Source organism: Marinobacter sp. (assembly GCF_040882185.1).
GTDB lineage: Bacteria > Pseudomonadota > Gammaproteobacteria > Pseudomonadales > Oleiphilaceae > Marinobacter.
Genome location: NZ_JBBEBW010000018.1, coordinates 82,040 through 107,175 on the forward strand (window position 1 = coordinate 82,040; position 25,136 = coordinate 107,175).

A 25,136-nucleotide genomic window follows, 5' to 3' on the forward strand; every position below is an offset into this window, starting at 1 on the left:
CAGCGTTCGCTATGCAAATCCGACTCGCCAATCCTCGCGGTTTCTGTGCCGGTGTTGACCGTGCCATCGAGATCGTCAATCGCGCTCTTGATGTGTTCGGGGCACCGATCTACGTACGCCACGAAGTTGTCCATAACAAGTTCGTGGTGAACAACCTGCGAGACCGGGGCGCGGTATTTGTCGACGAGTTGCATGAAGTTCCGGACGACCACCTGGTGATTTTCAGCGCCCACGGTGTGTCGCAAGCGGTACAGAATGAAGCCGCCCGCCGGGGCCTAAAAGTGTTTGACGCTACCTGTCCCCTGGTGACCAAAGTGCATATGGAAGTCATGCGGTACAGCCGCGATGGCCACGAATGCATCCTGATTGGCCACCACGGCCACCCGGAAGTTGAGGGCACCATGGGCCAGTATGACCACGGTAATGGCGGCGACATCTATCTGGTGGAAGACGAAAAAGATGTGGAAGCGCTGGTAGTGAAGGATCCGTCCAGGCTGTCTTACGTAACCCAGACCACGCTTTCAATGGATGATACCGCCAAGGTTATCGATGCCCTGCGCGCGCGATTCCCCAAAATCCAGGGGCCGCGCAAAGACGACATCTGCTATGCCACCCAGAATCGTCAGGACGCCGTCAAGCAACTGGCGGGTGATTGTGACCTGATGCTTGTTGTTGGCTCACCCAACAGCTCTAACTCGAATCGGCTGCGGGAACTGGCGGAACGCATGGGAACACCGGCCTACCTGATTGACGAGGCTGGCCAGATTGATCCGGCCTGGCTCGAAGGTAAGCAGGTCATAGGCGTTACCGCTGGAGCGTCCGCGCCGGAAGTTCTGGTAAACGATGTCATCAACCGCCTGCGTGAACTGGGCGGTGAAGCTCCGGCGGAAATCCCCGGACGGGAGGAAAATATTGTGTTTTCCATGCCGAAAGAGCTTCGCATTGATGCGGTGGAAGTCTCCTGATCATCGCCTTTGCCACCCCCATGGCTCGATAACGTAGCCTGCGCATAAACCTGATCCTGTTCACAAATATCCTGACTGTCCTACCGGTTATCCCGCTACTGACACCGTTCGTCGTGTCGCCCATGGCATGGAAGATGGACGTTGTTTAATCTCCGCGTAAGTCAGAATGGAAGTGGACTATGTCTTATCGAAACAGAAGTTCGGGTTTTACGTTGATTGAAATGATGATTGTGGTGGTGCTTATCGGCATCGTTGCAGCATATGCGGTGCCCTCATTTACTCAGCTTGTTGAAAGAAACAGAGTTTCATCAACAGTGAACAGTATGCTCGGCATCCTTAATTATGCTCGCAGTGAGGCCATTAAAGCTGGGCAAACCATTGACGTTACTCCGCTTACCGGTACTGACTGGGATACTGGTGTAGTGGTCTGGCTGGATGCCAATAACGACAACAACCGTGATGCAAGCGAGGAACTGCGGCGATTCACTGATATTCCTAACGGATTAGCAGTGGCAGGCGGTGCGAACGCTATTGGCTTCAGGGGCAATGGTTTCCTCATACCGGATACGGCTGCAGAGTTTCAATTCAGTGTGACCAGCCCGAATACTCCTGTTCGCTTTGTCTGTACCGGTTTTTCCGGCCGCGTACGAACAGCCGAGGTAGCGTGTTAAAGAGAGGCAGTTTGATGATAAAGAAAGCGGGACAGCAAGGTCTCACGATGATTGAGGTACTGATAGCGATGCTCATTTTCGCTATCGGTTTGTTGGGTGTGGCTGGCATGCAAAGTCTCGCGCTTAAATCCAGTGACAACTCCAATATCCGCTCGCTGGTAAATATCCACGCTTACGAAATAGTCGAGCGCATGAGGGCAAATATGCCAGCGGTAAGAGGCGGTAAATACAATTCGATCGCCGGTGCTTCGACCTCCACTAACTGTTCCCCAAGCTGCACTCCGAACCAGTTGGCTGCATGGGATGCAAGTGAATGGTATGCCAACCTTCAGGCTGATGTGCCCTCTGCAACCGGCGCCGTGATTTATGCCAATGGTATGGCAACCGTGACAATCAACTGGACAGAACGCAGTCTTGGTAATGATTCAGAGGCGCAAATCTACACACTGCAGGCGAGGATCGATCAATGATGAGGCTCACTTTTAAAAAGCAGAGAGGCTTGTCACTGGTCGAGTTCATGATTGCCGGAGTCATCGGGCTTATCTTGATTCTCGGTCTGACCCAGATTTTCGTCAGCAACCGACAGGCGTTCGATACCACGGCAGCCAGCGCAGACGTTCAGGAGACTGGCCGCATGGCGGTAGAAATACTTGCGAAAGGTGTCAGGAACGCAGACTACTGGGGTTGTGTTGATAATAATAACGTTTTCAATAATTTGGATAATACCGCTTTAGGCTATGATGAGGATACCCTGGGGTTCGGATCAGGACTCGACGGCGCGGATGACAACACGGATGCCAGCGATGGAATTGTTGACGGCACGGATTTTATATTCATTCGCGGTACTCGAGGTTCATCTGATATCCAGATCGACGAACCCATGCCCAACTCATCTGCTGTACTAGACGTGACAACAGCTAACGATCTTGCGGTAGGCGATGTGGTTGCGGTCAGTAATTGCCAAGGCGGTGACATTTTTCAAATAACCGCTCTCCCCAGCGGCGACAAACTACAACACAACACGGGGGCAACGCTGTTTCCGGGGAATGGAAAAAACTCGGGCACCTGCTCGGGCGGCGGCGGCGGATCAAACTGTCTTTCACAGCTTTATGATAAAGGGGCATCCGTGTTGGTGCCTTATAGTGAGCGCTATTTTATCGGCACGGGTGTCAGCGGGGAGCCTGCGCTGTTTATGCGTCGAGGCATTCTGGGGGGCGCAAGTGTTGGCTCTGGCCAAACTATTGAGTTGGTGGAGGGCGTAGAGGACATGCAGATTCTTTACGGCGAAGATACCAGTGGTGACGGTACCGTAAGTGCCTACAGAGCTGCATCGGCAGTTGGCGACATGAATGATGTGTTGTCGGTTCGCGCATCCCTCCTCGTCCGCTCGAGACAGCTAAATGTTCTTGATAGTCCTCAGGTTCTGACTTTCAACGGTGCTGCCGTTGATGGCAGTGATCGTCGTTTGCGCAGGGTATATACCATGACGTCCACCATACGAAACAGGATGTAAGCTGTGACAAATTCAGGTTTATCGCCAGGTTATCAGTACGGAGCTGCACTGCTAACCAGTCTTCTAATACTGCTGGTCCTGTCTTTACTGGCGGTGGCTTCGATGCAGAGTGTTTCTTTGCAGGAGCGAATGGTTGCGGCTGTTCGTGATGGCCAGATTGCTCGCGAAGCTGCCGAGTATGCGGCCCGGGAAGCTGAACTGAGACTCGAGAATGAAACAGTAACCCTGGGCGATTTTGGGGTTAAGACTGGTCTTTATAACAAGGCTACAGCTCCCGACATATATGCGGCGACCACTTGGAGCAACGGGTCGGGCTCGGCTTCTATTGCAGCTACCGGGTTTCCTACCTCCGAACTATCCGTGTCGCCACGATACCTCATTGAGCATGTTGGGCAGGTTACTAATGAGGAACTGATAAACAACATGGCAATTTCGAATTACAGCGGTGGCGGAGCGGCTCCCCCTGAAGGTTTTCGCATTATAGCCTGGAGTTCTGGCAGAACAGGCCAAACAAGACGCATCATTGAAGTTTACTACGGAAAAGGCAGCTAAATCTTTCCGTTATGGAGTTGTTGCGATGAATAGATTTGCTCAACACAGCCTTAATATCCTGGTCGGATTTAGTTTCGTATTGCCGACAGCTGGATATGCTGCACCCGTGGTACCTGCGAACGAACCTCTGTTTCTATCTGGTACCGTAAAGCACAACGTCATGTTGGCAATCGATGATTCCGGCAGTATGGATTTCGAGACACTCTTTAGTGTCAACGATGGTGCGCTGTGGCTCGGGACTGATGGTTCTTTTGTCAAGTCGGATGGCACGTTTAATGATGCCGGGGAACCGGGTGTCCGTACGCAGGGTCAAGGGGGCAAGTACGTTTACCTGCTACCGAACGGACGTAGTGGCACTTACGATGGCCGGAAAATAAATTCTGGTCATTACTCTGTTCCTCCTATCAAGCCCTTTGCTTTTGCTCGCAGTGCGGCATTCAACAAATCCTATTATGATCCTTCGGCGCAATACGACCCTTGGCCTTCATACGGTGGCGTATCATTCAGTAATATTGACCCGACGTCGGCTCCTTTCGATGCTCGACGCAGTAGTCAGTCCAACCTGGATCTGACAAGTAACATCAATACTGCGAATAAGGGTAGTGAATGGGGTTTTGAGATTAATGACTCCGATATGCCCTGTACGGACGTGGGGGGTGCTTGCGATGCTACCGGTACAGCAAATTACACTTATTTTCCTGCACATTATTACGTTGTTAAAAGTACCGGAGAATATACTTATACGCCAGCTAACGGCGTGGCAGAGTTTGATTCTGCTAAATCAGTCTTATTGGAAGGGGAATCTGCTGTTCGAAGCGGCGAGTATCAGTTGGCTTCGGCTAGTGGCAGTACGATCTTTTCGCAGAGTCTGATTGATAATGCATCCGGAAATGATTACGTGGGAGTGGATGGCAACGTTTCCAATTTTTACGATAATCCCCCCAACGCCAGTACAAGCCAGCTGGATTTCAGCTTTTCCCCGAAGCAAACTGGGAGTCACGTTATCTGGGTGCGCCGCAGGATGGCCAGCGGAAGTGAGGACTCATTGTGGATAAATCTCGTTGGCTTTGACGCTGGCGAAGTGACAGTCATCACCCCGGATAATAATGAGTGGGTGGACGTGTCTGGAGAGGACTGGAATAAATGGTATAACAATCATGCAAATAGTGATAAGTGGGTGTGGGAACCCTGGGCCAAGGTGAGCTTTGCTCAGGCTGGCAGTGGCCAGAGTCTTCGCATGCGGCACCGCGAGCCAGGTGTTCTGATAGATCAGGTGCTTATCACACCAGAGGCGGGAACGCCCACAGGGACCGTATCCCTGAGCTCCACACCCACAGGCAGTGTAGTGAGGGATTGTGCTAGCGATATTGATTCAGCCCACTATGGCCAATTCTTTGCGGGCACCGGTCAATTTTCAGGAGTTGATGCCATTGGTCCAGGCGGTGAGTGCCTGACCCGTATTGAAATCAAACCAAGTAAAACGTCGTACGGTTATATTGATTCAAACGGTATAATTAATTCGCGTACCTATGATGAAGAAATTACCAACTTCGCCAACTGGTTTACCTATTATCGCCGTCGCCATCAAGCTGTCCGAGGAGGCCTTGCCAGTGCATTTCAGGGGCTTGGGGGTATCCAAACCGGTTTATTCTGGATTAATAACCGTCGCCAGGTATCCATGTACGACATGGACAAAGGCTCCGATGTTACCGATTTCCTGAACGAGCAGTATAACTATGTCAGTAGTGGTGGCACCCCCAATCGGGAGGCGCTCGACCATGCCGCACAGCAATTCAAGCGAACCGATTCCGCCGCTCCCATCGCTGTTGAATGTCAGAAAAACTTCACTCTTCTGTTTACTGACGGTTTTTCTAATAACAGCACGGTGAGCGGTATTGGCAACGCAGATAAGGATGCAGGTGCGCCCTACGCTGACCAGTACAGCAGCTCGTTGGGTGATATTGCCTATAAATACTATCAGGAGAACCTGCGCACAGATCTGGCCGCTGGTAAGGTCCGGGTACCCAGCGGCTGTAATGATTCCGATCCAGATGAGAGCCTTGATTGTAATACCAACCTTCACATGAATACCTACACGGCAGGTCTTGGGGCCGAAGGTAATATTTTTGGTGTGACACATCACTCAGTGGCAGATGCCTATACCAACCCACCGACTTGGCCTGATACCGGACTTCGTGACAAGCGCATGATAGATGACCTTTACCATGCCGCCGTGAATGGACGCGGGGAAATGTTTAACGCCTTGACACCGGCAGAATTGCGTACTCAGCTGGCCGCAGCGTTGAGGGATATCATCACTTCAATTGGCAATTCATCCAGCGTGACCTTCAATACCGGGACGCTAAATTCTGAAAGTCTTGTGTTCAGTGCGTCTTTCAACTCGACAGCGTGGAGCGGTAATCTCTCGGCCCGTAAGTTAGATCCGACCACCGGGGATGTGGATCCCGCACCTGTTTGGAGTGCAGCAACGCGGCTGGATGGTCAAAATCCCGATGATAGGATAATTATCACTTATTCCGATACGAGTTCTGACGGCGTTCCATTCCGTTGGAGTACGTCAGTGTTGGATGCCGGGCAGCAGGCAGACCTCAACACGTCGGTGTCCGGCGCAGCTGATACTCGAGGGCAGCAGAGACTGAATTATCTCCGTGGTAGCCGAACCGATGAAGGACAGGTATTTCGTAACCGTTCAAGCGTACTCGGCGATATCGTACATTCCACGCCGCTATATGTGGGAAATCCGAGCCTTAACTGGCCTGATTCTGGCCCATTCGGAACCGAGACTGATCGTTACTCCAAGTTTCGGAACATCACCGCCGCGGGGCGGACTCCGGTTGTTTATGTTGGCGCGAATGACGGGATGTTGCATGGCTTTAATGCCGAAGAGTCAATTAACGATGGTGGCGGTGAAGAGGTTATTGCTTATGTTCCACGATCAATCTATTCCACCAATCTCAACGAAGGTTTGAATTACCTGACTCAGCCAGATTATGGTCACCGTTATTACGTCGATTTATCTCCGCAGGCAGTGGATATATACACCAAGGCAACGCCGACCGGAGCAGTGACATGGCGAACCGTTTTGCTAGGTGGTTTACGTAACGGTGGCATCGGTTTCTTCGCTCTTGATGTCACGGATCCCGCAGCATTCTCTGAAACAAATGCGGCGGACCTTGTGCTTTGGGAATTTAACGAAAGCCATGATAAACGCCTCAATTATGTTACGAGTGAGCCGACTGTTGGTCTCATGTCGAACGGGCGCTGGGCAATGATTCTGGGTAACGGTCTGTCAAACGATACCACTGCGGCTGATGAAAAAACCGGTATCTTTATCGTCTACATGGATGGGGGGCTTGAGGGCACCTGGACGGAGGGAACAGACTACGAGTTTATCGAACTGGCGAACACTGGGGGCTTGTCGACAGTGGAGCCTTTGGACACAAATGGTGACTTCATTGTTGATCGAATATATGGCGGTGACCAGGAAGGCAACATGTGGGTTGCAGATGTTAGTGCTACCAATTCCAATAACTGGGACTCTGCTTACTTTGTTGGCAATCAGAACTCGGCGCCAGCGCCATTGTTCACCGCTACTGATTCAGCGGGTAATCCTCAGCCGATCTCCAGCCGGCCATTGGTGGTGCGCAATGTTGAATCGCCCATAGGCAGCGAAGGCGTCAATGGTGAAGACTACTTGGTTTATTTTGGCACCGGGCGCTATTTCACTCAGGGCGACGCAGGTAGTAATGCAGACCAAACCTTTTACGGAGTGTGGGATCGATCTGACAACCGACTGACTCGTAGTGATCTGGTTGAGCAATCAATCATTCTCTCCGCTAATGGTCGTTTGCGTCAAAGTTCTAGTAATACTATCGATTGGGATAACGTCGATGGCGATGGGCGAGAATATGGTTGGTTCATGGACTTGCCTGAAACTGGTGAACGGGTGATAAATTCATCTCAAATCCGGGGAGAGATTGTATTCTTTGAAACATTTACCCCTTCTCAGTCACCCTGTGATGGCGGCGGTAGCTCCTGGCTCATGTCTGTTGACCTGGACGGTTCTAATCCCGACAACTCCGTCTTTGACACAAATAATGATGGCAAGATTGATAGCTCTGATGATCTCTATATTGGCGCAAAAAATGATGATCAGGGCACTGGGAGTACCGCGTTCCTGGGTGACAACCAATATATCAACGACTCAGATGAAGACGGCGTAAAAAAGCGGGAGACGGAAACAGGTGATTCCGGTCAACGCACCGGGCGGTTGGGTTGGCAGGAGTTGCTCGAGTAGTAAGCGAGAAATCAGCACGCCGGGCCTTGATTACAAACGGGTGGGTTTGACAACTAGTAGTGTTTTAGCGAGCGGGAGTGAATGCTGGTGCAAAGTATCCAGGTGAATAAAAACAGACAGCGTGGTTTTACATTAATTGAGTTGATGATCGTCGTTGCGATCATCGGAATTATCGCTGTCATTGCGATACCCAGCTATACACGCTATGTGGAAAATGCTCGGGCAACAGATGCCCAAGGAGCACTAACATCCTTCGCGAGCGCTATGGAACGTTTCTACACGCAAAATGGATCTTATATCGGCGCCGACGGGGGGACTGCCGATGTTACGGGGGCTGCCACACCTCCAACCATTTTTCCGACGCAGGCTCCCCTGGACGGTAATGCTAAGTTCTATGATCTCAGAATCTTCAATCTGACGGCCAATAGCTATGAGCTCAGAGCGGTGCCGATTGCTGGTACCGCACAAGCGAACCACGGCTTTATTCAGTTGCTTTCGACTGGACAGCGTGGCTGGGACCGCAATGACTCCAAGTCTATTGATGGTGGAGAAGATACTTGGGAACGTTAATCGGGCTAGCTGCAACTAATGGCCTTGCCATTAGAAGCTTCCACGATGCCGTCCCCATCTTGATCCTGAGCGTGCACAAGCCTACCGCCCATATTTATTCTGAGCTGAAGAGCTTTGCTGGGATCCTTGTCTTCCGCACACCACGTCACATTACCGATGGCCTCGACGGCCATTCCGTTTGGCCGGAACCCAAAGTAACGCCTGATCCCGGTTCCGCCAACCAGCTGACCTGCTGACGGTGGAGAACTGACCTTTATGATTTGGGCAGTGTCGGTGAGCACTCTATCGCGGTCAGGATCTGCAAACGCAGTGATTGGTAGCGACCAATCCCGGGAGCACTTCTGGGTGCCCGGATCGATCGGGCAGATCGTTACCGGTATTTGCCGTTGTATGGCTACATTTCGAGAAACATTGAACAGGTTGACTAAGTCGTTGATGATGGTTTTCTTACGGCTATTTTCGACGAGACTCGACCAGCCGGGAAGAGCAAAGCTCAGCGTGATGCCGATTAAAGTCAGAACTATTAACAATTCAGTAAGAGTAAAGCCGACAGACGCTTTTCTGAGGCGCATGATATTGATCATCCTTGATTGAGGGAGCCAAACTTCCTGTCTGGCGAGGGTATTAAATATCTTCTGCAAGCCTGGTGTCAAGCTCGCCAGCTATGGCATCCGAAGTTACTCCATCCCTAACTTCTTCAACTTATACCGCAACGCCCGAAAACTGATTCCGAGCTTCTTGGCGGCGGCGGTCTTATTCCATCGTGTGGCCTCCAGGGCTTTTTCGATAGCTTGCCGTTCGATAGTTTCCAGGTAGTTTTCCAGATCAAGCTCGCCTTCGGGCGTTGCTGGCGTCTGTGACCCCATGTGATTTCCTGTGAGAGGCCCATGTTCCGGCACCACCGGTGCGCTGCCCAGTTGCAGTTCCTCGGCGTCGATGTCATCGGAGTCACACAGGGTGAAAGCACGTTCGAGGATGTTTTCCAGTTCTCGTACGTTGCCAGGGAAATCGTAGGTTTGCAGTCGTGCGATGGCGTCCTCGGTCAGCCGTGCTGGTTCACACTCGTACTCCCGCGCAATGCGTTGGAGGATATGATGTGCCAGTAGAGGTATGTCGCCCTGCCGCGCTCTGAGAGGCGGAACAGAGAGCTCAATGACGTTAATCCGATAGAAAAGGTCTTGCCGGAAATGCCCTGATTGGACAAGTTCAGGCAGATTCTTATGGGTTGCGCTCAGCACCCGTATGTCGACTGGAAACTCTTTCGACTCGCCCACCGGGCGCACGGCTTTCTCCTGGATTGCTCGCAGCAGTTTAACCTGCATGGCCAGGGGCAGGTCGGCCACTTCGTCGAGGAATAGGGTGCCGCCGTTGGCGGAGCGGAAAAGTCCGTCTTTATTATCCGTGGCACCCGTGAAGCTACCTTTTTTATGGCCGAAAAATTCGCTTTCCATTAATTCGGACGGAATAGCGCCGCAGTTGACGGCAACGAACGGGCCTTCGCTGCGGGGCCCTTGTAGGTGAATCATGCGGGCCACAAGTTCTTTGCCGCTGCCGGATTCACCGCTGATAAAGACAGGTGCCTGGCTGCGGGCAAGTTTGCGGGTTTGCATTCGCAGCCGCTGTATTTCAGCGGAGGCACCCAATAGCAGGCCGGGTTCATCCGGCTCGATAGTGTTATCGGCGATGGGTGCTGCAAGTTTGAGGGCACTGTTGACCAGTTCCCTGAGTCGCGGCAGTTCCACCGGCTTGGAGACAAAGTCGAACGCACCCGCTTTGAGCGCTTCGATAGCGGTGTCCATACTGCCGTAAGCCGTGATCACGGCAGCAGGCGTGTTGGGACAATGCTGTTGAATCCACTGAACCAGTTCGATGCCGTTACCATCAGGGAGGTTCATGTCGGTCAGGCATAAATGCACTGATTCGGTGTTCAACAGCGTCTTTGCCGTTGTTACGTCAGCAGCGGTGTGGGTTTTAATACCCATGCGGCCCAAGGTAATCTCAAGTAAATCCCGAATATCAGGTTCGTCGTCAACAATCAGCGCTGTGTATATAGTCATCCGGTACAGTCTCGTCCGTGTAGGTCTTGTTCTCGTATGCAAAACGGCAGGCTGCCCATGCTATATAAGCCGGCCGTGGTGGGCAAAGGTGATCCTGAAGCAGCAACCGGGCTGGTCGTCTTCCAGTAGCGAGAGGTGAGCCTGATTAGACTCGCACAGCTCCCGCGCCAGATAAAGGCCGAGACCGGTGCCACTCTTGTCGGTCGTGAAGAAGGGTTCAAATACCGACCCGCGCTGTTGCCGGGCAATGCCGGGACCGTAATCACGGACATCGAGATAAGCCCGTTCTCCGTCGGCGGTAGCGCCTGCGCTAATATCAATGTGGGGTTTGCCGGAGTGAGCGTGGCTATAACGGAGCCCATTATCGCAGAGGTTGATCAACACTTGCTCCATTTGACTGCGATCAAATCGGGCAAGAGGTAACTCGCGCCCGATGTTCAGACCCATGGCGACTGGCTGCTGGTAGTTAGGATTGACGGTTTGTCGATAATCCTCACAGAACTCATTCAGCCATGCCTCCAGGTCTACCAGCTCACTTTCGACAGGGTGCTGGCGGGAAAGGTCGAGTACGTTTTCAATGATACCGTTTACCCGACGGGAGTGGCGCTGAATGATATCAAGCATTTTTCGGTCACTATCTTCTACATGGTGTGACTCTGCCATCAATTGAGCCGCGTGACTGATCGCGCCTAGCGGGTTTCGCACTTCGTGAGCTATCCCAGCGGTCAGTCGACCCAGAGAGGCCAGCTTCATTTGCTGCGCCTGCTGAGTCACTTTACTCATGTCTTCGACGAAAACCAGAATCTGATCTCCGCGTTCTTGGTGGAGGCGGGTAAAGTTAGCTTGAATCATGGGTGAAAGTGGGCTTGCCTGAAAAGGGTCTGTGCGACTAAGGGGGTTTTGCAACCATTGTTCGAGTCCCCGTTTCAGTGGCAGGGGCATCGGATAACCCTGAGTGGCAGGAGCGTCGCTGGCTTTCTGGTCACCTCCGGACAACAGTTCATTGGCGGCCGCATTGGCAAGCCGAATCTGACCGAACCGGTCCGTAACCAGTATGCCGGTGCGCATTCTCTGAATAATCTGTCGATTAATCTGTTCCAGCTCCATAATACTGAGCGCTCGGGAGCTGGCGAGCTCTTCACTGTGGACCATGCGACGGGTGATATACTGCAACACGAAAGCGGCAGCAAAATAGAGAATGCCGAGGGAGCCAGCTCTCACAATGTCATCTGCGTTCTGGTTCAGCGTCAAGGCTGACCAACTTGAAATGCCTATAGAGCAGATGGCGGCGAGCGCTGCGTAAAAAATACCCATTCGACTGGGCGTCAGGATGTTACCCGCAGCGACTGACACAATCACCAGGTTAGCCAGACCGCTGGTAATGCCGGTGCTGAAGAACAGCAGCCCGTGCATCATAAGTACGTCTATAAGAATAGATAATGTGATGTGACGCTGCAGGGGCTTGAAGCCGGCCACCATTAGAAGCGCTATGAAAATATTCAGCGCCAGATAACTGACAACGCCAGCCTGATAATATTCCAGCAGGCGGTAACGACTATCGATACCCCCCAGATCGACAAATAACAGTACTACGAGGATCAGGCTGACCACGAGTCGATATTGATTGTAGATGCGGAATAGCCGGCCCCTCTGGCCCTGTTTTTCCGTGCTTTGCCATAAATTGTCGTCAGGCGGAAACGTCTCGGCCATGGGTCTGGTTCTATCCGGTTGAAGTCAGTGGCCCCAATGCGGGAAATCCTGTGAGTGACAGGGTTATAATAGCCTTTTAACGGCAACAAGTTACAGGAGCAGCGTATGTCCCTACAGTCCACTGTACAGGATGCAGCCGGTTCACCCATCAAGCTCAGGGTGGTCATGGCGCAACTGGACTTTCTTGTTGGCGACATACCGGGGAACACTAAAACCGTCATTGAGGCGGCTCACCGGGCGGAGGAAGAACACAAGGCAGACATTGTGGTATTTCCAGAGCTCTGCCTGACCGGCTATCCACCGGAAGACCTGCTGTTGCGGCCCAGCCTGGACCTGCGAATTCGCACTGCGCTCGAAGCCCTGTTAGCGGAGCCGTTTGCCTCTACGCTTGTCGTCGGTTTGCCCCTGCGCGAGGGCGGGTTGTTGTACAACGGTGCTGTCGTGCTTAAGGAAGGCCAGGTTGTCAGCCGGTACTTCAAGCAGTTTCCGCCCAACTACCAGGTCTTTGATGAAAAGCGTTACTTCGCAGCAGGCCATCAAACCTGTGTAGTGGAGGTCAAGGGTGTCTCGGTCGGCCTTACCGTCTGCGAGGATATCTGGAGTGATGGCCCCGTTGAGGCCGCCGCTGCTGCAGGTGCCCGGCTGATCCTGAACCTCAATGCTTCCCCCTATGATATCGATAAGCAGGCTCGCCGTAAGGCATTGCTCGAACGCAAGGCGCGAGCCAACCAGGTGAGTATCGTGTATGCCAATCTCGTGGGCGGGCAGGACGAGCTCGTTTTCGATGGCGGCTCTATGGTGTTCGATCATTCCGGCGTCCTCACGATGGAAGCGCCGCAGTTCAGTGAGGGGTTGTATCCAGTTGACTTCGTCAGTGAACTCCATTGCCAGCCGGTTTCACAGCCACCGTTACCTGAACCCTCACTGGAACAGAATATCTATAGCGCGCTGGTATTGGGGGTGCGGGATTATGTTAACAAGAATGGCTTTAAATCAACGGTGCTGGGCCTCTCTGGGGGCATTGACTCCGCGCTCACACTTGCTATTGCTTTCGATGCCCTGGGTCCGGAGCGCGTCAGGGCCGTGATGATGCCTTTCCGGTATACATCCAGCATGAGCCTTGAAGACGCTGAAGCTGAAGCAGTTGCCTTGGGGGTGCAATACGATGTGTTTTCCATTGAGCCGATGTACGACACCTTTATGGCTGCTCTGGCGGGGCCTTTTGAGGGCACCACACCGGACACCACCGAGGAAAACCTCCAGGCACGCCTTCGGGGAGTGCTGTTGATGGCACTGTCGAACAAGTTCGGCTCGCTGGTGCTGACGACGGGCAACAAAAGCGAGATGGCGGTCGGTTATTCGACACTTTATGGTGACATGGCAGGCGGTTTTGATGTGCTCAAGGACGTCCCTAAAACCCTTGTGTTCAGGCTTTCAAATTATCGCAATACCGTGTCGCCGGTGATTCCTGAGCGGGTGATCACGCGGCCGCCGTCGGCGGAACTGGCGCCAGACCAGAAAGATGAGGACAGCCTGCCAGGCTATGACGTGCTGGATCAGATATTGAATCTCTATGTGGAACGGGACTTCAGTGCCGATGCGATCATCGCAGAGGGATTTGATCGAGAGGACGTTTTGCGTGTCACAAGACTGGTGGATATCAACGAGTACAAGCGCCGCCAGGCCCCTATCGGTGTGCGGATTACCGAACGGGGTTTTGGCAAGGACCGGCGCTATCCCATCACCAATGGGTGGAAAATTGGTAACTGATGGGATGGTTTGGAGTTACTCGTCGCCCATCAGCCCAAAAGTGACAACACTGCTGAGTGACCGGTCTTCGCGCTTGAGCATGCTGGACTGAAATTTCATCTCGTCGTCGAAGGCGTCGCTGTCAGGATAATTCAGGGCGAGCAGTTGGATCGCGTCATTGGCAGCCTTCTCCAGGTCCATAAACTGGTAGGTTTCCGCCAGAATGATAAGCGCCGTCTCCACCGCAGGGGTTGTGGAATAATTCTCGACTACATAGCGCGCGCGGTTGTTGGCCGCTACATAAGCCTCACGCTTGATGTAGTAGCGCGCGACATGGATTTCCAGCTCTGCCATACGGTTGCGTATCGCCACCATACGTTGACGGGCATCCGGCGCATATTCACTGTTCGGGTAGCGATTAAGTAGCTCGGAGAAATCCCGGAACGCTTGCATTTGTTCGCCGGGGGCCCGCTCAGAGGGGTCGATAGGAAAATAGCGTGCAGCCAGGCTGAGATCCAGGTTATAGGAAGCCAGGCCCCTCATATACATGGCATAGTCAGCGTGCTCGCTTTGGGGATTCAAACGCAGAAATCGGTCGGCGGCGGCCCGGGCGCCTTCAAGATCAAGATTCTGGTAACGTGAGTAGATCAGGTCGAGTTGGGCCTGTTCCGCATAACGTCCAAAAGGATAATAGGTCTCGAGAAAGTCCAGGTTACGCTCGGCGTCATTGAAATTGCCGGATCTCATGGCTGAACGGGCATTGTCATAATAGGTTTCTTCCGGCAAGACCTCTTCCTGATCATTGGAGGCGCACGCGGCGATCAGTAGAAAAGTGGACAGTAGTAATAATCGAAAACCTGATCTCATGCCGGAATCCCGTATAATGGAGGCAACTGCCAAATGGTTTGCCATTGTAACGAGGATAGTGCCCGATGTGCAGGGGCGATTCAAAATCACCCAGCTATTCTTTCGGCTATTTTTTTAAATGTGTAACACTCAACAACGCCTTGGGGCCTGAATGACCTCCGATAACCGGATTATTGCGGATTTCTCTATTCCACCCGAGCTCAGCGATCACCGCCTCGACCAGGCGGCTGCCGAGCTGATGCCGGAACATTCCCGCTCACGCCTGCAGACCTGGATCAAGAGCGGTGCCCTGACAGTTAACAGCGAGCAAAGAAAGCCCCGGGACAAGGTTATGATGGGTGATCAGCTGCATCTCGATGCAGAACCGGAGGCTCAGGTGTCCTGGGAAGCCGAGTCGATTACTCTGGATATTGTCTACGAAGACGAACACCTGTTGGTGATCAACAAGCCTGCAGGGTTGGTAGTGCATCCGGCTGCAGGTCATGCCGATGGTACGCTGGTCAATGCGCTGCTGCATTATGCGCCCGAGGTGGAAAATCTTCCCCGGGCTGGCATTGTGCACCGCCTCGATAAAGATACCTCCGGAGTGATGGTCGTGGCGCGAAGCCTTATAGCCCACACGTCGCTCGTGGATCAGTTGCAGACCCGCACCATGGGTCGTGAATACGAGGCAGTTGCCATCGGTACCATGACCGGAGGGGCGACAGTTGATGCGCCCATTGGCCGTCATCCCCGGGAGCGCAAGCGAATGGCGGTGGTGCCCTCTGGCAAACCGGCGGTCACTCACTATCGGGTGCTGGAACGGTTCGCTGCCCATACCCACATTCATTGCAAACTCGAAAGCGGGCGCACGCACCAGATTCGGGTTCACCTTGCCCACGTTCGCCATCCCCTGGTAGGTGATCAGATGTACGGCGGGCGGCCGCGATTGCCGAAAGGGAGTACTGAGGCCTTGCGCAGTGTGCTTTCCGGGTTCCAGCGTCAGGCGCTTCACGCCCGCAAACTGACACTCGACCATCCGGAAACCGGTGAAACGCTGTCATGGAGCGTACCACTGCCAGAGGACCTGCAGGGTTTGCTGTCCGCCCTGCGCCAGCATGTTCAGGACATGAAGAACAATGCCTACTGAGTTGTCATTGATCCGGCCTGACTGGCCCGCTCCCCCAGGGGTTAGCGCAATCACTACAACCCGAGCAGGCGGGGTCAGTGGGCCTCCCTGGAGTTCTCTCAACCTTGGCCAGCACGTGGGGGATGACCCCGCGCAGGTGGCCGAGAACCGTCTCCGACTCTGTCGGGCTGCGAAACTCTCATCGCAACAATTTGGCTGGATCGAGCAGGTTCACGGCACCCGGGTTGTGCAATTACCCCTGGTGAATGCCCCGCCCGCCGATGCCAGTATCACTCGTCGGAAGGGCGAAGCTTGCGTGATCATGACAGCGGATTGTTTGCCAGTATTATTCTGTGATGACAAGGGCAGCCGTGCAGGAGCGGCTCATGCAGGTTGGCGTGGGCTATGCAATGGCGTTCTGGAGCAAACGGTAGCGGCCCTTGGCGAGGCCGACACGCTGATGGCGTGGCTGGGACCCGCGATCGGGCCTCAGCATTTTGAAGTCGGCCCCGAGGTACGCGAGGCTTTCATTGCAAAATCGCCGGCCGCCTCGCAAGCCTTCACTGCCACGGGTGCCAGGCCGGGGCATTTTATGGCCGATATCTATCAAATCGCTCGCCTGCGACTTGCTGATGTGGGAGTGACCAGAGTGTACGGCGGCCAGTTGTGTACGGTTTCGGACCCGGAACGTTTCTATTCCTTTCGTCGTGATGGCCAGACCGGTCGCATGGCCAGCGTTATCTGGCTTCATTGATCAGCGTCAAGTTTCTCGCTGACTGAGCCGCCCACTGCTTGAAGTCCTCCTCAGTGCCCCTACATTAACTGTCATAGCAATGCAAAACGCTCCGCGAACGGAGCCTCCGGTTTTGCAGACTTGATATCAGGAAGCCGAAAATGAGAATCGATAAACTCACCAGCCGTCTACAGACCGCACTGTCAGAAGCGCAGTCTCTTGCTGTAGGCAAGGATCACAACTTTATTGAACCAGTGCATTTGATGCAGGCGCTGCTTGACCAGCAGGGGAGTGGCATCAAGCTGCTTATCAAACAAGCGGGTGCGGAGCCGGGGCGCTTGCGTCAGGCGATTGCCCAGGAAATTGAGAAACTGCCCGAAGTTCAGGGCTCAGCCGGTGACGTCGCCATGTCGAATGATATGGGGCGCCTGTTCAATATTGCCGACAAACTGGCGCAAAAACGCAAAGATCAGTTCATTTCCAGCGAGCTGATGCTGTTGGCGGCCCTGGAAGACCGAGGGTCTCTGGGACGCATTTTGCGAGAGCAGGGGGTGGCTAAACAAGCTCTTGAAACCGCCATAGATGCCGTGCGGGGCGGAGACGCCGTTAACGATCCCGGTGCTGAAGAAAACCGCCAGGCGCTGTCGAAGTACACCATCGACCTTACCGAGCGCGCTGAAGCAGGCAAGCTGGACCCGGTCATCGGGCGAGACGATGAAATCCGCCGTACGATCCAGGTGCTACAGCGTCGCCGCAAGAACAATCCGGTGCTGATCGGCGAGCCCGGCGTTGGTAAAACTGCGATTGTCGAGGGTCTCGCTCAACGGATCGTCAATGGCGAAGTGCCCGATGGTCTGAAAGATAAAAGGGTGCTGTCACTGGATATGGGCTCGCTGATTGCAGGCGCCAAATTCCGCGGCGAATTTGAAGAGCGTTTGAAATCCGTGCTGAAGGAGCTCTCCAAGCAGGAAGGCCAGATTATCCTGTTCATCGACGAAATTCACACCATGGTCGGCGCAGGCAAAGCCGAGGGCTCAATGGACGCGGGCAACATGCTCAAACCAGCTCTGGCTCGTGGCGAACTCCATTGCGTGGGCGCCACCACCCTGGATGAGTACCGTCAGCATATCGAGAAAGACGCGGCGCTCGAGCGTCGCTTCCAGAAAGTACTGGTCACGGAACCCACGGAAGAAGACACCATAGCCATTCTGCGTGGGCTGAAGGAGCGCTATGAAGTGCATCACGGCGTTGAAATAACTGACGGAGCCATCATCGCCGCCGCCCGGTTATCCCACCGTTACATCGCCGACCGTCAACTGCCGGATAAGGCAATTGACCTGGTTGATGAGGCCGGCAGCCAGATTCGCATGGAGATGGATTCCAAACCTGAGCCATTGGACCGCCTGGAACGGCGGCTGATCCAGCTTAAAATCGAGCGCGAGGCCTTAAAGAAAGAAACGGATGCCAATTCGAAGAAGCGGCTGGAAGAATTGAAAAGCGTCATTCTGGCGGTAGAGCGTGAGTACGCAGATCTGGAGGAAATCTGGAATACCGAGAAAGCAGCGTTACACGGCTCACAAAAGATCAAGAGTCAGTTGGAGCAAGCCAGGATTGATCTGGAAACCGCCCGCCGCGCCGGTGATCTCGGTAAAATGTCAGAGCTGCAATACGGTCGTATTCCGGAACTTGAACGGCAGCTCGATATGGCCAGTCAGGCCGAAATGATGGAAATGAAGCTGCTACGCAATCGCGTCACCGATGAGGAAATTGCGGAAGTGGTCTCCAAGTGGACCGGCATTCCGGTATCGAAAATGCTGGAAGGTGAGCGCGATAAACTGATGCGTATGGAAGAAGCGCTGCATGCCCGGGTTATCGGTCAGGATGAAGCGGTCGAGGCGGTGGCTAACGCAGTGCGCCGGTCCCGTGCAGGGCTGTCCGACCCAGCCCGGCCTAATGGCTCTTTCCTGTTTCTGGGCCCGACAGGGGTGGGTAAGACCGAATTGTGCAAAGCCCTGGCATCTTTTCTCTTTGACACCGAAGAAGCCATGGTACGGATTGATATGTCAGAGTTCATGGAGAAGCATTCCGTGGCGAGACTGATTGGTGCACCTCCTGGTTATATCGGGTACGAAGAGGGTGGCTACCTGACCGAGGCTGTTCGACGTCGGCCGTATTCCGTGCTGTTGTTGGATGAAGTGGAGAAAGCTCACCCGGATGTATTCAATATTCTTTTGCAGGTTCTGGAAGATGGGCGACTGACCGACGGACAGGGCCGTACAGTGGATTTCCGTAATACGGTGATCGTGATGACCTCAAACCTTGGCTCAGACATCATCCAGGCCAAGGCAGGTGAAGAGAATTACGAGAGCATGAAGCAGGCGGTCATGGAGGTGGTTGGCACGCACTTTCGACCCGAGTTCATCAACCGGGTGGATGAGGTCGTGGTATTCCACCCCTTGGCAGAAAGTCAGATTCACGGCATTGCCAAGGTTCAGATAGAGTTGCTGAACAAACGCTTGAAAGAACAGGAAATGTCCCTGGTGCTGAATGAGTCTGCCATGGCATTGCTGGCCGAGGTGGGCTATGACCCGGTCTACGGTGCCCGGCCTCTCAAGCGGGCAATTCAACGGATGATCGAGAATCCCTTGGCCCAACGACTGTTGGGGGGCGACTTTGTATCCGGTGATGTGATCCAGGCAACGGTTGAAGACCACAAGCTAGTGTTTGAGAAAAGCTGAGACCGGGGTCTTATCGAGCACTAGGAAATAACGGTGCCTGTGAGGCGCCGTTATTATTAATGCCTGATATCTCCCGGTAGAATCCGCAATGCCTATTCCGCTACAGGGTTGCAGTTGTCGTCAGCAATTTGCTGGAATTTCCCGCGCTGCTCTTCGATTTCTTCCGGAGCAAGGTAGCGCTGTTCACCGTTGTCCTCTACTCGAATCCGGGCATTGGAATCAATGACTTTCAAATTGCTTTGCGCGGTCTCGCAGTTTGCAGTCCGCTGTTTTTGTCGTGCTTCCTCAGCGGCCGAAAGGTTCGTCCGCTCGCTCTGTACTTCGCGGGCATCGTCAATGGCCTGGACTTGTTCCTGTGCGCTTCGTTGCTGCTCACTCGACCTTGGCGAACCGGTTCTGACGTTGACGGACTCCGATTTCCTGCCCGTGGGTTGGCGATCACCAAAGTGGGTTATGCCATTTTCATCGGTCCACTTATAAACTGAGGCTGCCGATGCGATTGCTGGGGTTACAGCCAGAACAATCGCCAGTATAACGGTTTTGATTTCCATGAATTGACTCACCAGTTACGTTGGCTGAAAACGACCTGTTAAGCAGGTCCTTGCACAAAACTTCCCGGGGCACTTTTATATTTTTTTCCATATAAGCGTTGCTATCGAAGTATCATCGTGCCATTCATTTTTCAAATTTTCCCAAGCTTAGTTCATAAACTGGCATAAATGAACGTGTTCATCGGCGTTAAACGGTAAGGGAATGTTGCGCTCGCTATTGACAGGGAATTTCCCGCTGTCAAAATTACTGATTGCCTGAAAACAGGGGCTAATACGGCAGGCAACCCCGAGCAGTATTCCCCGTTGATTACCACACTGAACGCTCTGCGCCTTGTGTGCAGAATGGTTGCATTCGCTTGTAACCCGTTGATTGGCCGTCCTCCGTAACCCTCAGGAGTGTACGGTTGGCCAGGAGATAACCTCTCGTCTGATGGTGTGGCGGAACATCCGGTATGGCTTTCACAAGAAGCTTTTGCGCCGGGTATCCAGGCAACCGGGAGAGTTCCCGGCACATTCACTTGCAATAGAGGGTATTTTAACGTGGAGCTATTGTCTGGCGCCGACATGCTGATTCGGTCCCTTCAGGATGAAGGCATCGAATACATTTACGGCTATCCGGGCGGAGCAGCATTGCATATCTACGATGCACTGTTCCGGCAAGATAAAGTTAAACACATTCTGGTTCGCCATGAGCAGGCTGCAGTCCATATGGCTGACGGTTATGCCCGTGCAACCGGAAAACCGGGCACCGTGCTGGTCACGTCGGGTCCTGGTGCAACCAATACTATTACCGGTATTGCAACCGCCTTCATGGATTCCGTTCCAATGGTCATCCTGTGTGGCCAGGTTGCTTCAACGCTGATTGGTGAAGACGCTTTCCAGGAGACCGATATGATCGGCGTCTCCCGGCCAGTAGTGAAACATAACCTCAGCGTGCGCCATCCGGAGGATATTCCGGAAGTGGTGAAAAAGGCCTATTACATCGCCGCGACTGGGCGCCCGGGACCGGTAGTGGTCGATATTCCCAAGGATATGACCACGCCGAACGAGCGCTATGAGTACCAGTACCCCAAGAAAATGAAGCTGCGCTCCTACAATCCGGCTATCCGGGGTCACGCTGGCCAGATCAAGAAAGCGGTGGATATGATGACAGCGGCCAAGCGGCCGATCATTTATGCCGGCGGTGGCGTGGTGCTGGGCAAGGCGTCGGAGCAGCTCATTGAGCTTGCGCACATGCTGGGTTTTCCGGTGACCAATACCCTCATGGGCATCGGCGGCTTCCCGGCTTCTGACAAACAGTCCATCGGCTGGCTGGGGATGCATGGCACCTACGAATCCAATATGGCCATGCACCATTCAGATCTCATTCTGTGCGTTGGTGCGCGGTTTGATGACCGTGTCACCAATGCTACCGAGAAATTCTGTCCGGGCGCCCGCATTGTTCATATCGATATTGACCCGGCCTCAATCTCCAAAACTATCAATGCGGATGTTCCCATCGTGGGCCCCGTCGATTCTGTGTTGAAAGAGATGATCGGCCTCGTCAAGGAAAGCTCTGAAAAACCTGACGCAGAGGCACTTAAAGCGTGGTGGAAACAGATTGATGAATGGCGGGCTTTCCATGGTATGCGCTATGAGAAAAGCGACACCTATATCAAACCTCAGGAAGTAATCGAGGCAGTCTGGCGCCTTACCAACGGCGACGCTTATGTCACCTCGGATGTTGGCCAGCACCAGATGTTTGCTGCGCAGTACTACAAGTTTGATAAGCCCAATCGCTGGATCAATTCCGGTGGCTTGGGAACCATGGGCTTTGGACTTCCGGCAGCCATGGGCATCAAGCTCAATTTTCCCGACCACGAAGTGGTATGTGTGACCGGGGAGGGCAGCATCCAAATGAACATCCAGGAGCTGTCGACCTGCAAGCAGTACAACCTGCCAGTGAAAATTGTCAACCTGAACAACCAGGCTCTGGGGATGGTGAAACAGTGGCAGGATATGAATTATGAGTCCCGTCACTCCCAGTCCTACATGGATTCGTTACCAGATTTCGTCAAGCTGGCCGAGGCTTATGGTCATGTTGGAATCCGGATCGACAGGAAAGAAGACCTTGAGCCAATGCTCAAGGAAGCTTTCGCCATGAAAGACAAACTGGTGTTTCTTGATATCTATGTTGATCCCCATGAGCATGTTTATCCCATGCAGGTGGCGCGTGGATCGATGAAAGATATGTGGCTCAGCAAAACGGAGAGGGTCTGACACCATGCGTCGCATCATATCTGTATTGCTGGAAAACGAGCCGGGTGCGTTATCTCGGGTTGTAGGGCTGTTTTCACAGCGCAATTACAACATTGAGACCCTTACGGTCGCACCAACGGAAGATGAAACCTTGTCACGCCTGACGGTTACAACGTCCGGCTCTGATAAGGTTATCGAGCAGATTACAAAACAGCTGAACAAGCTGATTGAAGTGGTCAAGTTGGTGGACCTTACTGAGGGCGCCCACATCGAGCGTGAGCTCATGTTGATCAAGCTCAAGGCTACTGGCTCGCAACGGGCTGAAATTAAACGGACTGTGGATATTTTTCGTGGCCAGATCGTCGATGTCACCACGTCTGTCTATACGGTTCAGTTGGCCGGTAACAGCGACAAGCTGGACGCTTTTATCCAGGCGGTGGGCACCGCAGGAGTACTTGAAGTTGTGCGTTCCGGGGTCTCCGGTATTGCTCGAGGCGAAAAGGTATTGAGTTTGTAACGCTCCCTGCGAGCTTATTCTTTCTACTGGCTCTATAGCCAGACAACGATAACAGAGGCTAGTTATGCAAGTTTATTACGACAAAGATTGTGATCTCTCCATTGTCCAGGGTATGAAAGTTGCGATTGTCGGTTACGGCTCTCAGGGCCATGCCCACGCCAACAACCTGAAAGAATCCGGTGTTGAGGTTTTGGTTGCCTTGCGCGAAGGCTCTTCCTCCGCTGCCAAGGCCCAGGCGTCTGGCCTGACCGTCAAGAGCGTCGCTGCGGCGGCAAAGGAAGCTGACATTGTCATGATGTTGGCGCCTGATGAAAATCAGAAAGCTATTTACGAGGGCGAAATAGAGCCAAACCTGAAGCAGGGTGGGGTGTTGGCCTTTGCCCATGGTTTCAACGTGCATTATAACCAGATCGTTGCCCGTAAAGACCTCGATGTCATCATGATCGCTCCCAAGGCACCGGGCCACACGGTTCGCACAGAGTTTACCCGTGGCGGCGGTATCCCCGATCTGATTGCTATTCATCAGGATGCGTCAGGCAATGCGAAGAATGTTGCTCTGTCTTACGCCAGCGCTATTGGTGGTGGCCGTACCGGTATCATTGAAACGACCTTCCAGGATGAGACTGAAACCGACCTGTTCGGCGAGCAGGCCGTCCTTTGCGGTGGTACTGTCGAGCTGGTAAAAGCGGCTTTTGAAACACTAACGGATGCTGGCTACGAGCCAGAGATGGCGTATTTCGAGTGTTTGCACGAACTCAAGCTGATCGTTGATCTGATGTACGAAGGCGGTATTGCCAACATGAACTACTCCATATCCAATAATGCGGAATTTGGTGAGTACGTGGCCGGACCGGAAATCATTAATGAGCAGTCCAGAGACGCGATGCGTAATGCGCTCAAGCGTATCCAGAGTGGTGATTACGCCAAAATGTTCCTTCAGGAAGGTCACACTAATTACCCCTTCATGACGGCTCGTCGTCGTCACAACGCCGAACACCCGATCGAAATCGTGGGTGGAAAGTTGCGTGCCATGATGCCGTGGATATCAGCCAACAAGATAGTCGATAAAGAAAAGAACTGAGGCAGTTGCGTTAAAGTGAAGCGCGGCCTACGGGCCGCGTTTTTCGTTACAGGGTCGGCTCAGATAAAGTTGTTTGATTACGTTATAATGCATTCACATGAACTTCGGGAAGGATGCCATGACAGATAATAAAGATGAATCTGCAAAAGCAGCCACATCTGAGCAGGACCTCGCTCACGGTGAAGTTGTTGAAGAGGAGTTGGTTGAAGGTGCCCCAGTGCGTCGTAGGGGAATATATTTGTTGCCGAACGCCCTGACGACAGCATCATTATTCTCGGGGTTTTACGCCATTGTATCGGCGGCTAACGGGGTTTTCGACAACGCAGCTATTGCGATATTCGTGTCCATGATCCTTGATGGGTTGGATGGTAGGGTCGCGCGGATGACCAATACGCAAAGCAAATTTGGCGAAGAATACGACAGTCTCGCTGATATGGTCGCTTTTGGGGTTGCACCAGCTCTCGTTGCTTTCTTCTGGTCATTGAACGGCCTGGACCAGTTTGGCTGGGCCATTACGTTTATCTATCTGGCGGGTGCCGCTTTGCGTCTAGCCAGGTTTAATACCCAGATCGGATCGGTCGATAAAAAGTTCTTTGTCGGGTTGCCGAGTCCTTCGGCTGCAGCCGCTGTTGCTGGTTTGGTGTGGTGTTTCCATACTTATGAGCCGTCATTCTGGCTTACGGCCCTGACCATTATTGTGGTGGGGGCGTCCGGGGTGTTGATGGTCAGTAACGTGCTTTACCAAAGTTTTAAAGATTTCGATTTGCGTGGTCGGGTACCTTTCGCCGCTATTTTAATTGTGGTGTTGGTGCTTGTGGTCATTGCGTTAGACCCTGGAACCGTTCTGTTTGTGGTTTTTTTGATTTACGCCTTGTCCGGGCCTTTTCGTTCGCTGATGAGGAGGTCTCGTCGCTCATCTGAACCTTCAGTTTGATCTTTCCGTCTTTGGTTCGGTCGCGCTATGCGAAATATATCGCGGCCAGCCAAATGACGGGGCGCAGAGTCTTGTCAGTCTATGTCTCTAGATGGTTGGTGTTTGCTCTGGGTGTAGCGGCTGGCAGGTGGTTTTTGACTGTTTTTTGCCCAAGTTGGTCAATGTGTAATCTAGGCTGTAGGGGGAAACCGAAATAACTCGAAAAGAGTTTCAAAACCGCGTTGACACTGGGCGAGGTGTCTGTAGAATGCGCCTCTCGCTTGA

The 25,136-nt window shown here is 53.2% G+C and carries 20 protein-coding genes; 15 read left to right on the forward strand and 5 right to left on the reverse strand.

What is annotated here, in order from left to right:
• Nucleotides 1–11 precede the first annotated feature (11 nt).
• The 7 genes from ispH to WEB64_RS10495 all read left to right on the forward strand — a co-directional run bounded on the left by ispH (nucleotide 12) and on the right by WEB64_RS10495 (nucleotide 8,589).
• Nucleotides 12–965, forward strand: a complete 954-nt coding sequence (gene ispH / locus WEB64_RS10465; protein WP_368061112.1) for a 4-hydroxy-3-methylbut-2-enyl diphosphate reductase — start codon at nucleotides 12–14, stop codon at nucleotides 963–965.
• A 179-nt stretch (nucleotides 966–1,144) separates the two neighbouring features.
• The gene (locus WEB64_RS10470; RefSeq protein ID WP_368061111.1) at nucleotides 1,145–1,636 is read left to right on the forward strand and encodes a GspH/FimT family pseudopilin; all 492 of its coding nucleotides are present in this window, start codon (nucleotides 1,145–1,147) and stop codon (nucleotides 1,634–1,636) included.
• Nucleotides 1,637–1,650: 14 nt separating this feature from the next.
• Nucleotides 1,651–2,106: a type IV pilus modification protein PilV gene (gene pilV / locus WEB64_RS10475; RefSeq protein WP_368061110.1), complete on the forward strand. Its 456-nt coding sequence runs from the start codon at nucleotides 1,651–1,653 to the stop codon at nucleotides 2,104–2,106.
• Nucleotides 2,103–3,149, forward strand: coding sequence for a PilW family protein (locus tag WEB64_RS10480; RefSeq protein WP_368061109.1), 1,047 nt, complete (start codon nucleotides 2,103–2,105; stop codon nucleotides 3,147–3,149). The genes pilV and WEB64_RS10480 overlap by 4 nt, the downstream gene beginning before the upstream one ends.
• 3 nt (nucleotides 3,150–3,152) lie before the next feature.
• Nucleotides 3,153–3,701 (forward strand): PilX N-terminal domain-containing pilus assembly protein, encoded by a 549-nt coding sequence (locus WEB64_RS10485; protein ID WP_368061108.1) that lies wholly within the window; start codon nucleotides 3,153–3,155, stop codon nucleotides 3,699–3,701.
• A 25-nt stretch (nucleotides 3,702–3,726) separates the two neighbouring features.
• The gene (locus tag WEB64_RS10490) at nucleotides 3,727–8,019 is read left to right on the forward strand and encodes a pilus assembly protein (protein ID WP_368061107.1); all 4,293 of its coding nucleotides are present in this window, start codon (nucleotides 3,727–3,729) and stop codon (nucleotides 8,017–8,019) included.
• Between the two features lie 81 nt (nucleotides 8,020–8,100).
• Entirely contained in the window at nucleotides 8,101–8,589 is a 489-nt protein-coding gene (locus tag WEB64_RS10495) for a type IV pilin protein (RefSeq protein ID WP_368061106.1), read from the forward strand.
• Between the two features lie 5 nt (nucleotides 8,590–8,594).
• On the opposite strand, the gene WEB64_RS10500 is transcribed toward WEB64_RS10495, so the two are convergent.
• The 3 genes from WEB64_RS10500 to WEB64_RS10510 all read right to left on the reverse strand — a co-directional run bounded on the left by WEB64_RS10500 (nucleotide 8,595) and on the right by WEB64_RS10510 (nucleotide 12,356).
• Nucleotides 8,595–9,161: a GspH/FimT family pseudopilin gene (locus tag WEB64_RS10500; protein ID WP_368061105.1), complete on the reverse strand. Its 567-nt coding sequence runs from the start codon at nucleotides 9,159–9,161 to the stop codon at nucleotides 8,595–8,597.
• Nucleotides 9,162–9,266: 105 nt separating this feature from the next.
• A complete protein-coding gene (locus tag WEB64_RS10505) occupies nucleotides 9,267–10,646 on the reverse strand; it encodes a sigma-54-dependent transcriptional regulator (protein ID WP_368061104.1) in 1,380 nt (459 codons plus the stop codon).
• 60 nt (nucleotides 10,647–10,706) lie between these two features.
• Nucleotides 10,707–12,356, reverse strand: a complete 1,650-nt coding sequence (locus tag WEB64_RS10510) for a PAS domain-containing sensor histidine kinase (RefSeq protein ID WP_368061103.1) — start codon at nucleotides 12,354–12,356, stop codon at nucleotides 10,707–10,709.
• Between the two features lie 105 nt (nucleotides 12,357–12,461).
• Between WEB64_RS10510 and WEB64_RS10515 the strand changes: the two genes are divergently transcribed.
• The gene (locus tag WEB64_RS10515) at nucleotides 12,462–14,126 is read left to right on the forward strand and encodes an NAD+ synthase (protein WP_368061102.1); all 1,665 of its coding nucleotides are present in this window, start codon (nucleotides 12,462–12,464) and stop codon (nucleotides 14,124–14,126) included.
• A 15-nt stretch (nucleotides 14,127–14,141) separates the two neighbouring features.
• Here the strand turns inward: WEB64_RS10515 and WEB64_RS10520 are convergent, their stop codons facing one another.
• Complete coding sequence (locus WEB64_RS10520) at nucleotides 14,142–14,972, reverse strand: outer membrane protein assembly factor BamD (protein ID WP_368061101.1); 831 nt, start codon at nucleotides 14,970–14,972, stop codon at nucleotides 14,142–14,144.
• A 151-nt stretch (nucleotides 14,973–15,123) separates the two neighbouring features.
• Between WEB64_RS10520 and rluD the strand changes: the two genes are divergently transcribed.
• From rluD to clpB, 3 genes are all read left to right on the forward strand, one after another.
• Complete coding sequence (gene rluD, locus WEB64_RS10525; RefSeq protein ID WP_368061100.1) at nucleotides 15,124–16,101, forward strand: 23S rRNA pseudouridine(1911/1915/1917) synthase RluD; 978 nt, start codon at nucleotides 15,124–15,126, stop codon at nucleotides 16,099–16,101.
• Entirely contained in the window at nucleotides 16,091–16,834 is a 744-nt protein-coding gene (pgeF, locus tag WEB64_RS10530) for a peptidoglycan editing factor PgeF (protein ID WP_368061099.1), read from the forward strand. Before rluD ends, pgeF begins: the two co-directional genes overlap by 11 nt.
• 140 nt (nucleotides 16,835–16,974) lie before the next feature.
• A complete protein-coding gene (gene clpB, locus WEB64_RS10535) occupies nucleotides 16,975–19,551 on the forward strand; it encodes an ATP-dependent chaperone ClpB (protein WP_368061098.1) in 2,577 nt (858 codons plus the stop codon).
• 92 nt (nucleotides 19,552–19,643) lie between these two features.
• Here the strand turns inward: clpB and WEB64_RS10540 are convergent, their stop codons facing one another.
• Nucleotides 19,644–20,102, reverse strand: coding sequence for a DUF4124 domain-containing protein (locus WEB64_RS10540; protein ID WP_368061097.1), 459 nt, complete (start codon nucleotides 20,100–20,102; stop codon nucleotides 19,644–19,646).
• Between the two features lie 540 nt (nucleotides 20,103–20,642).
• Here WEB64_RS10540 and WEB64_RS10545 point away from each other — a divergent pair.
• The 4 genes from WEB64_RS10545 to pssA all read left to right on the forward strand — a co-directional run bounded on the left by WEB64_RS10545 (nucleotide 20,643) and on the right by pssA (nucleotide 24,872).
• Nucleotides 20,643–22,361, forward strand: coding sequence for an acetolactate synthase 3 large subunit (locus tag WEB64_RS10545; RefSeq protein WP_368061096.1), 1,719 nt, complete (start codon nucleotides 20,643–20,645; stop codon nucleotides 22,359–22,361).
• Nucleotides 22,362–22,365: 4 nt separating this feature from the next.
• Nucleotides 22,366–22,857, forward strand: a complete 492-nt coding sequence (ilvN, locus tag WEB64_RS10550) for an acetolactate synthase small subunit (RefSeq protein WP_368061095.1) — start codon at nucleotides 22,366–22,368, stop codon at nucleotides 22,855–22,857.
• Between the two features lie 64 nt (nucleotides 22,858–22,921).
• Nucleotides 22,922–23,938, forward strand: coding sequence for a ketol-acid reductoisomerase (ilvC, locus tag WEB64_RS10555; protein WP_368061094.1), 1,017 nt, complete (start codon nucleotides 22,922–22,924; stop codon nucleotides 23,936–23,938).
• Nucleotides 23,939–24,056: 118 nt separating this feature from the next.
• A complete protein-coding gene (pssA, locus tag WEB64_RS10560; RefSeq protein WP_368061093.1) occupies nucleotides 24,057–24,872 on the forward strand; it encodes a CDP-diacylglycerol--serine O-phosphatidyltransferase in 816 nt (271 codons plus the stop codon).
• The last annotated feature ends 264 nt before the right edge of the window (nucleotides 24,873–25,136 follow it).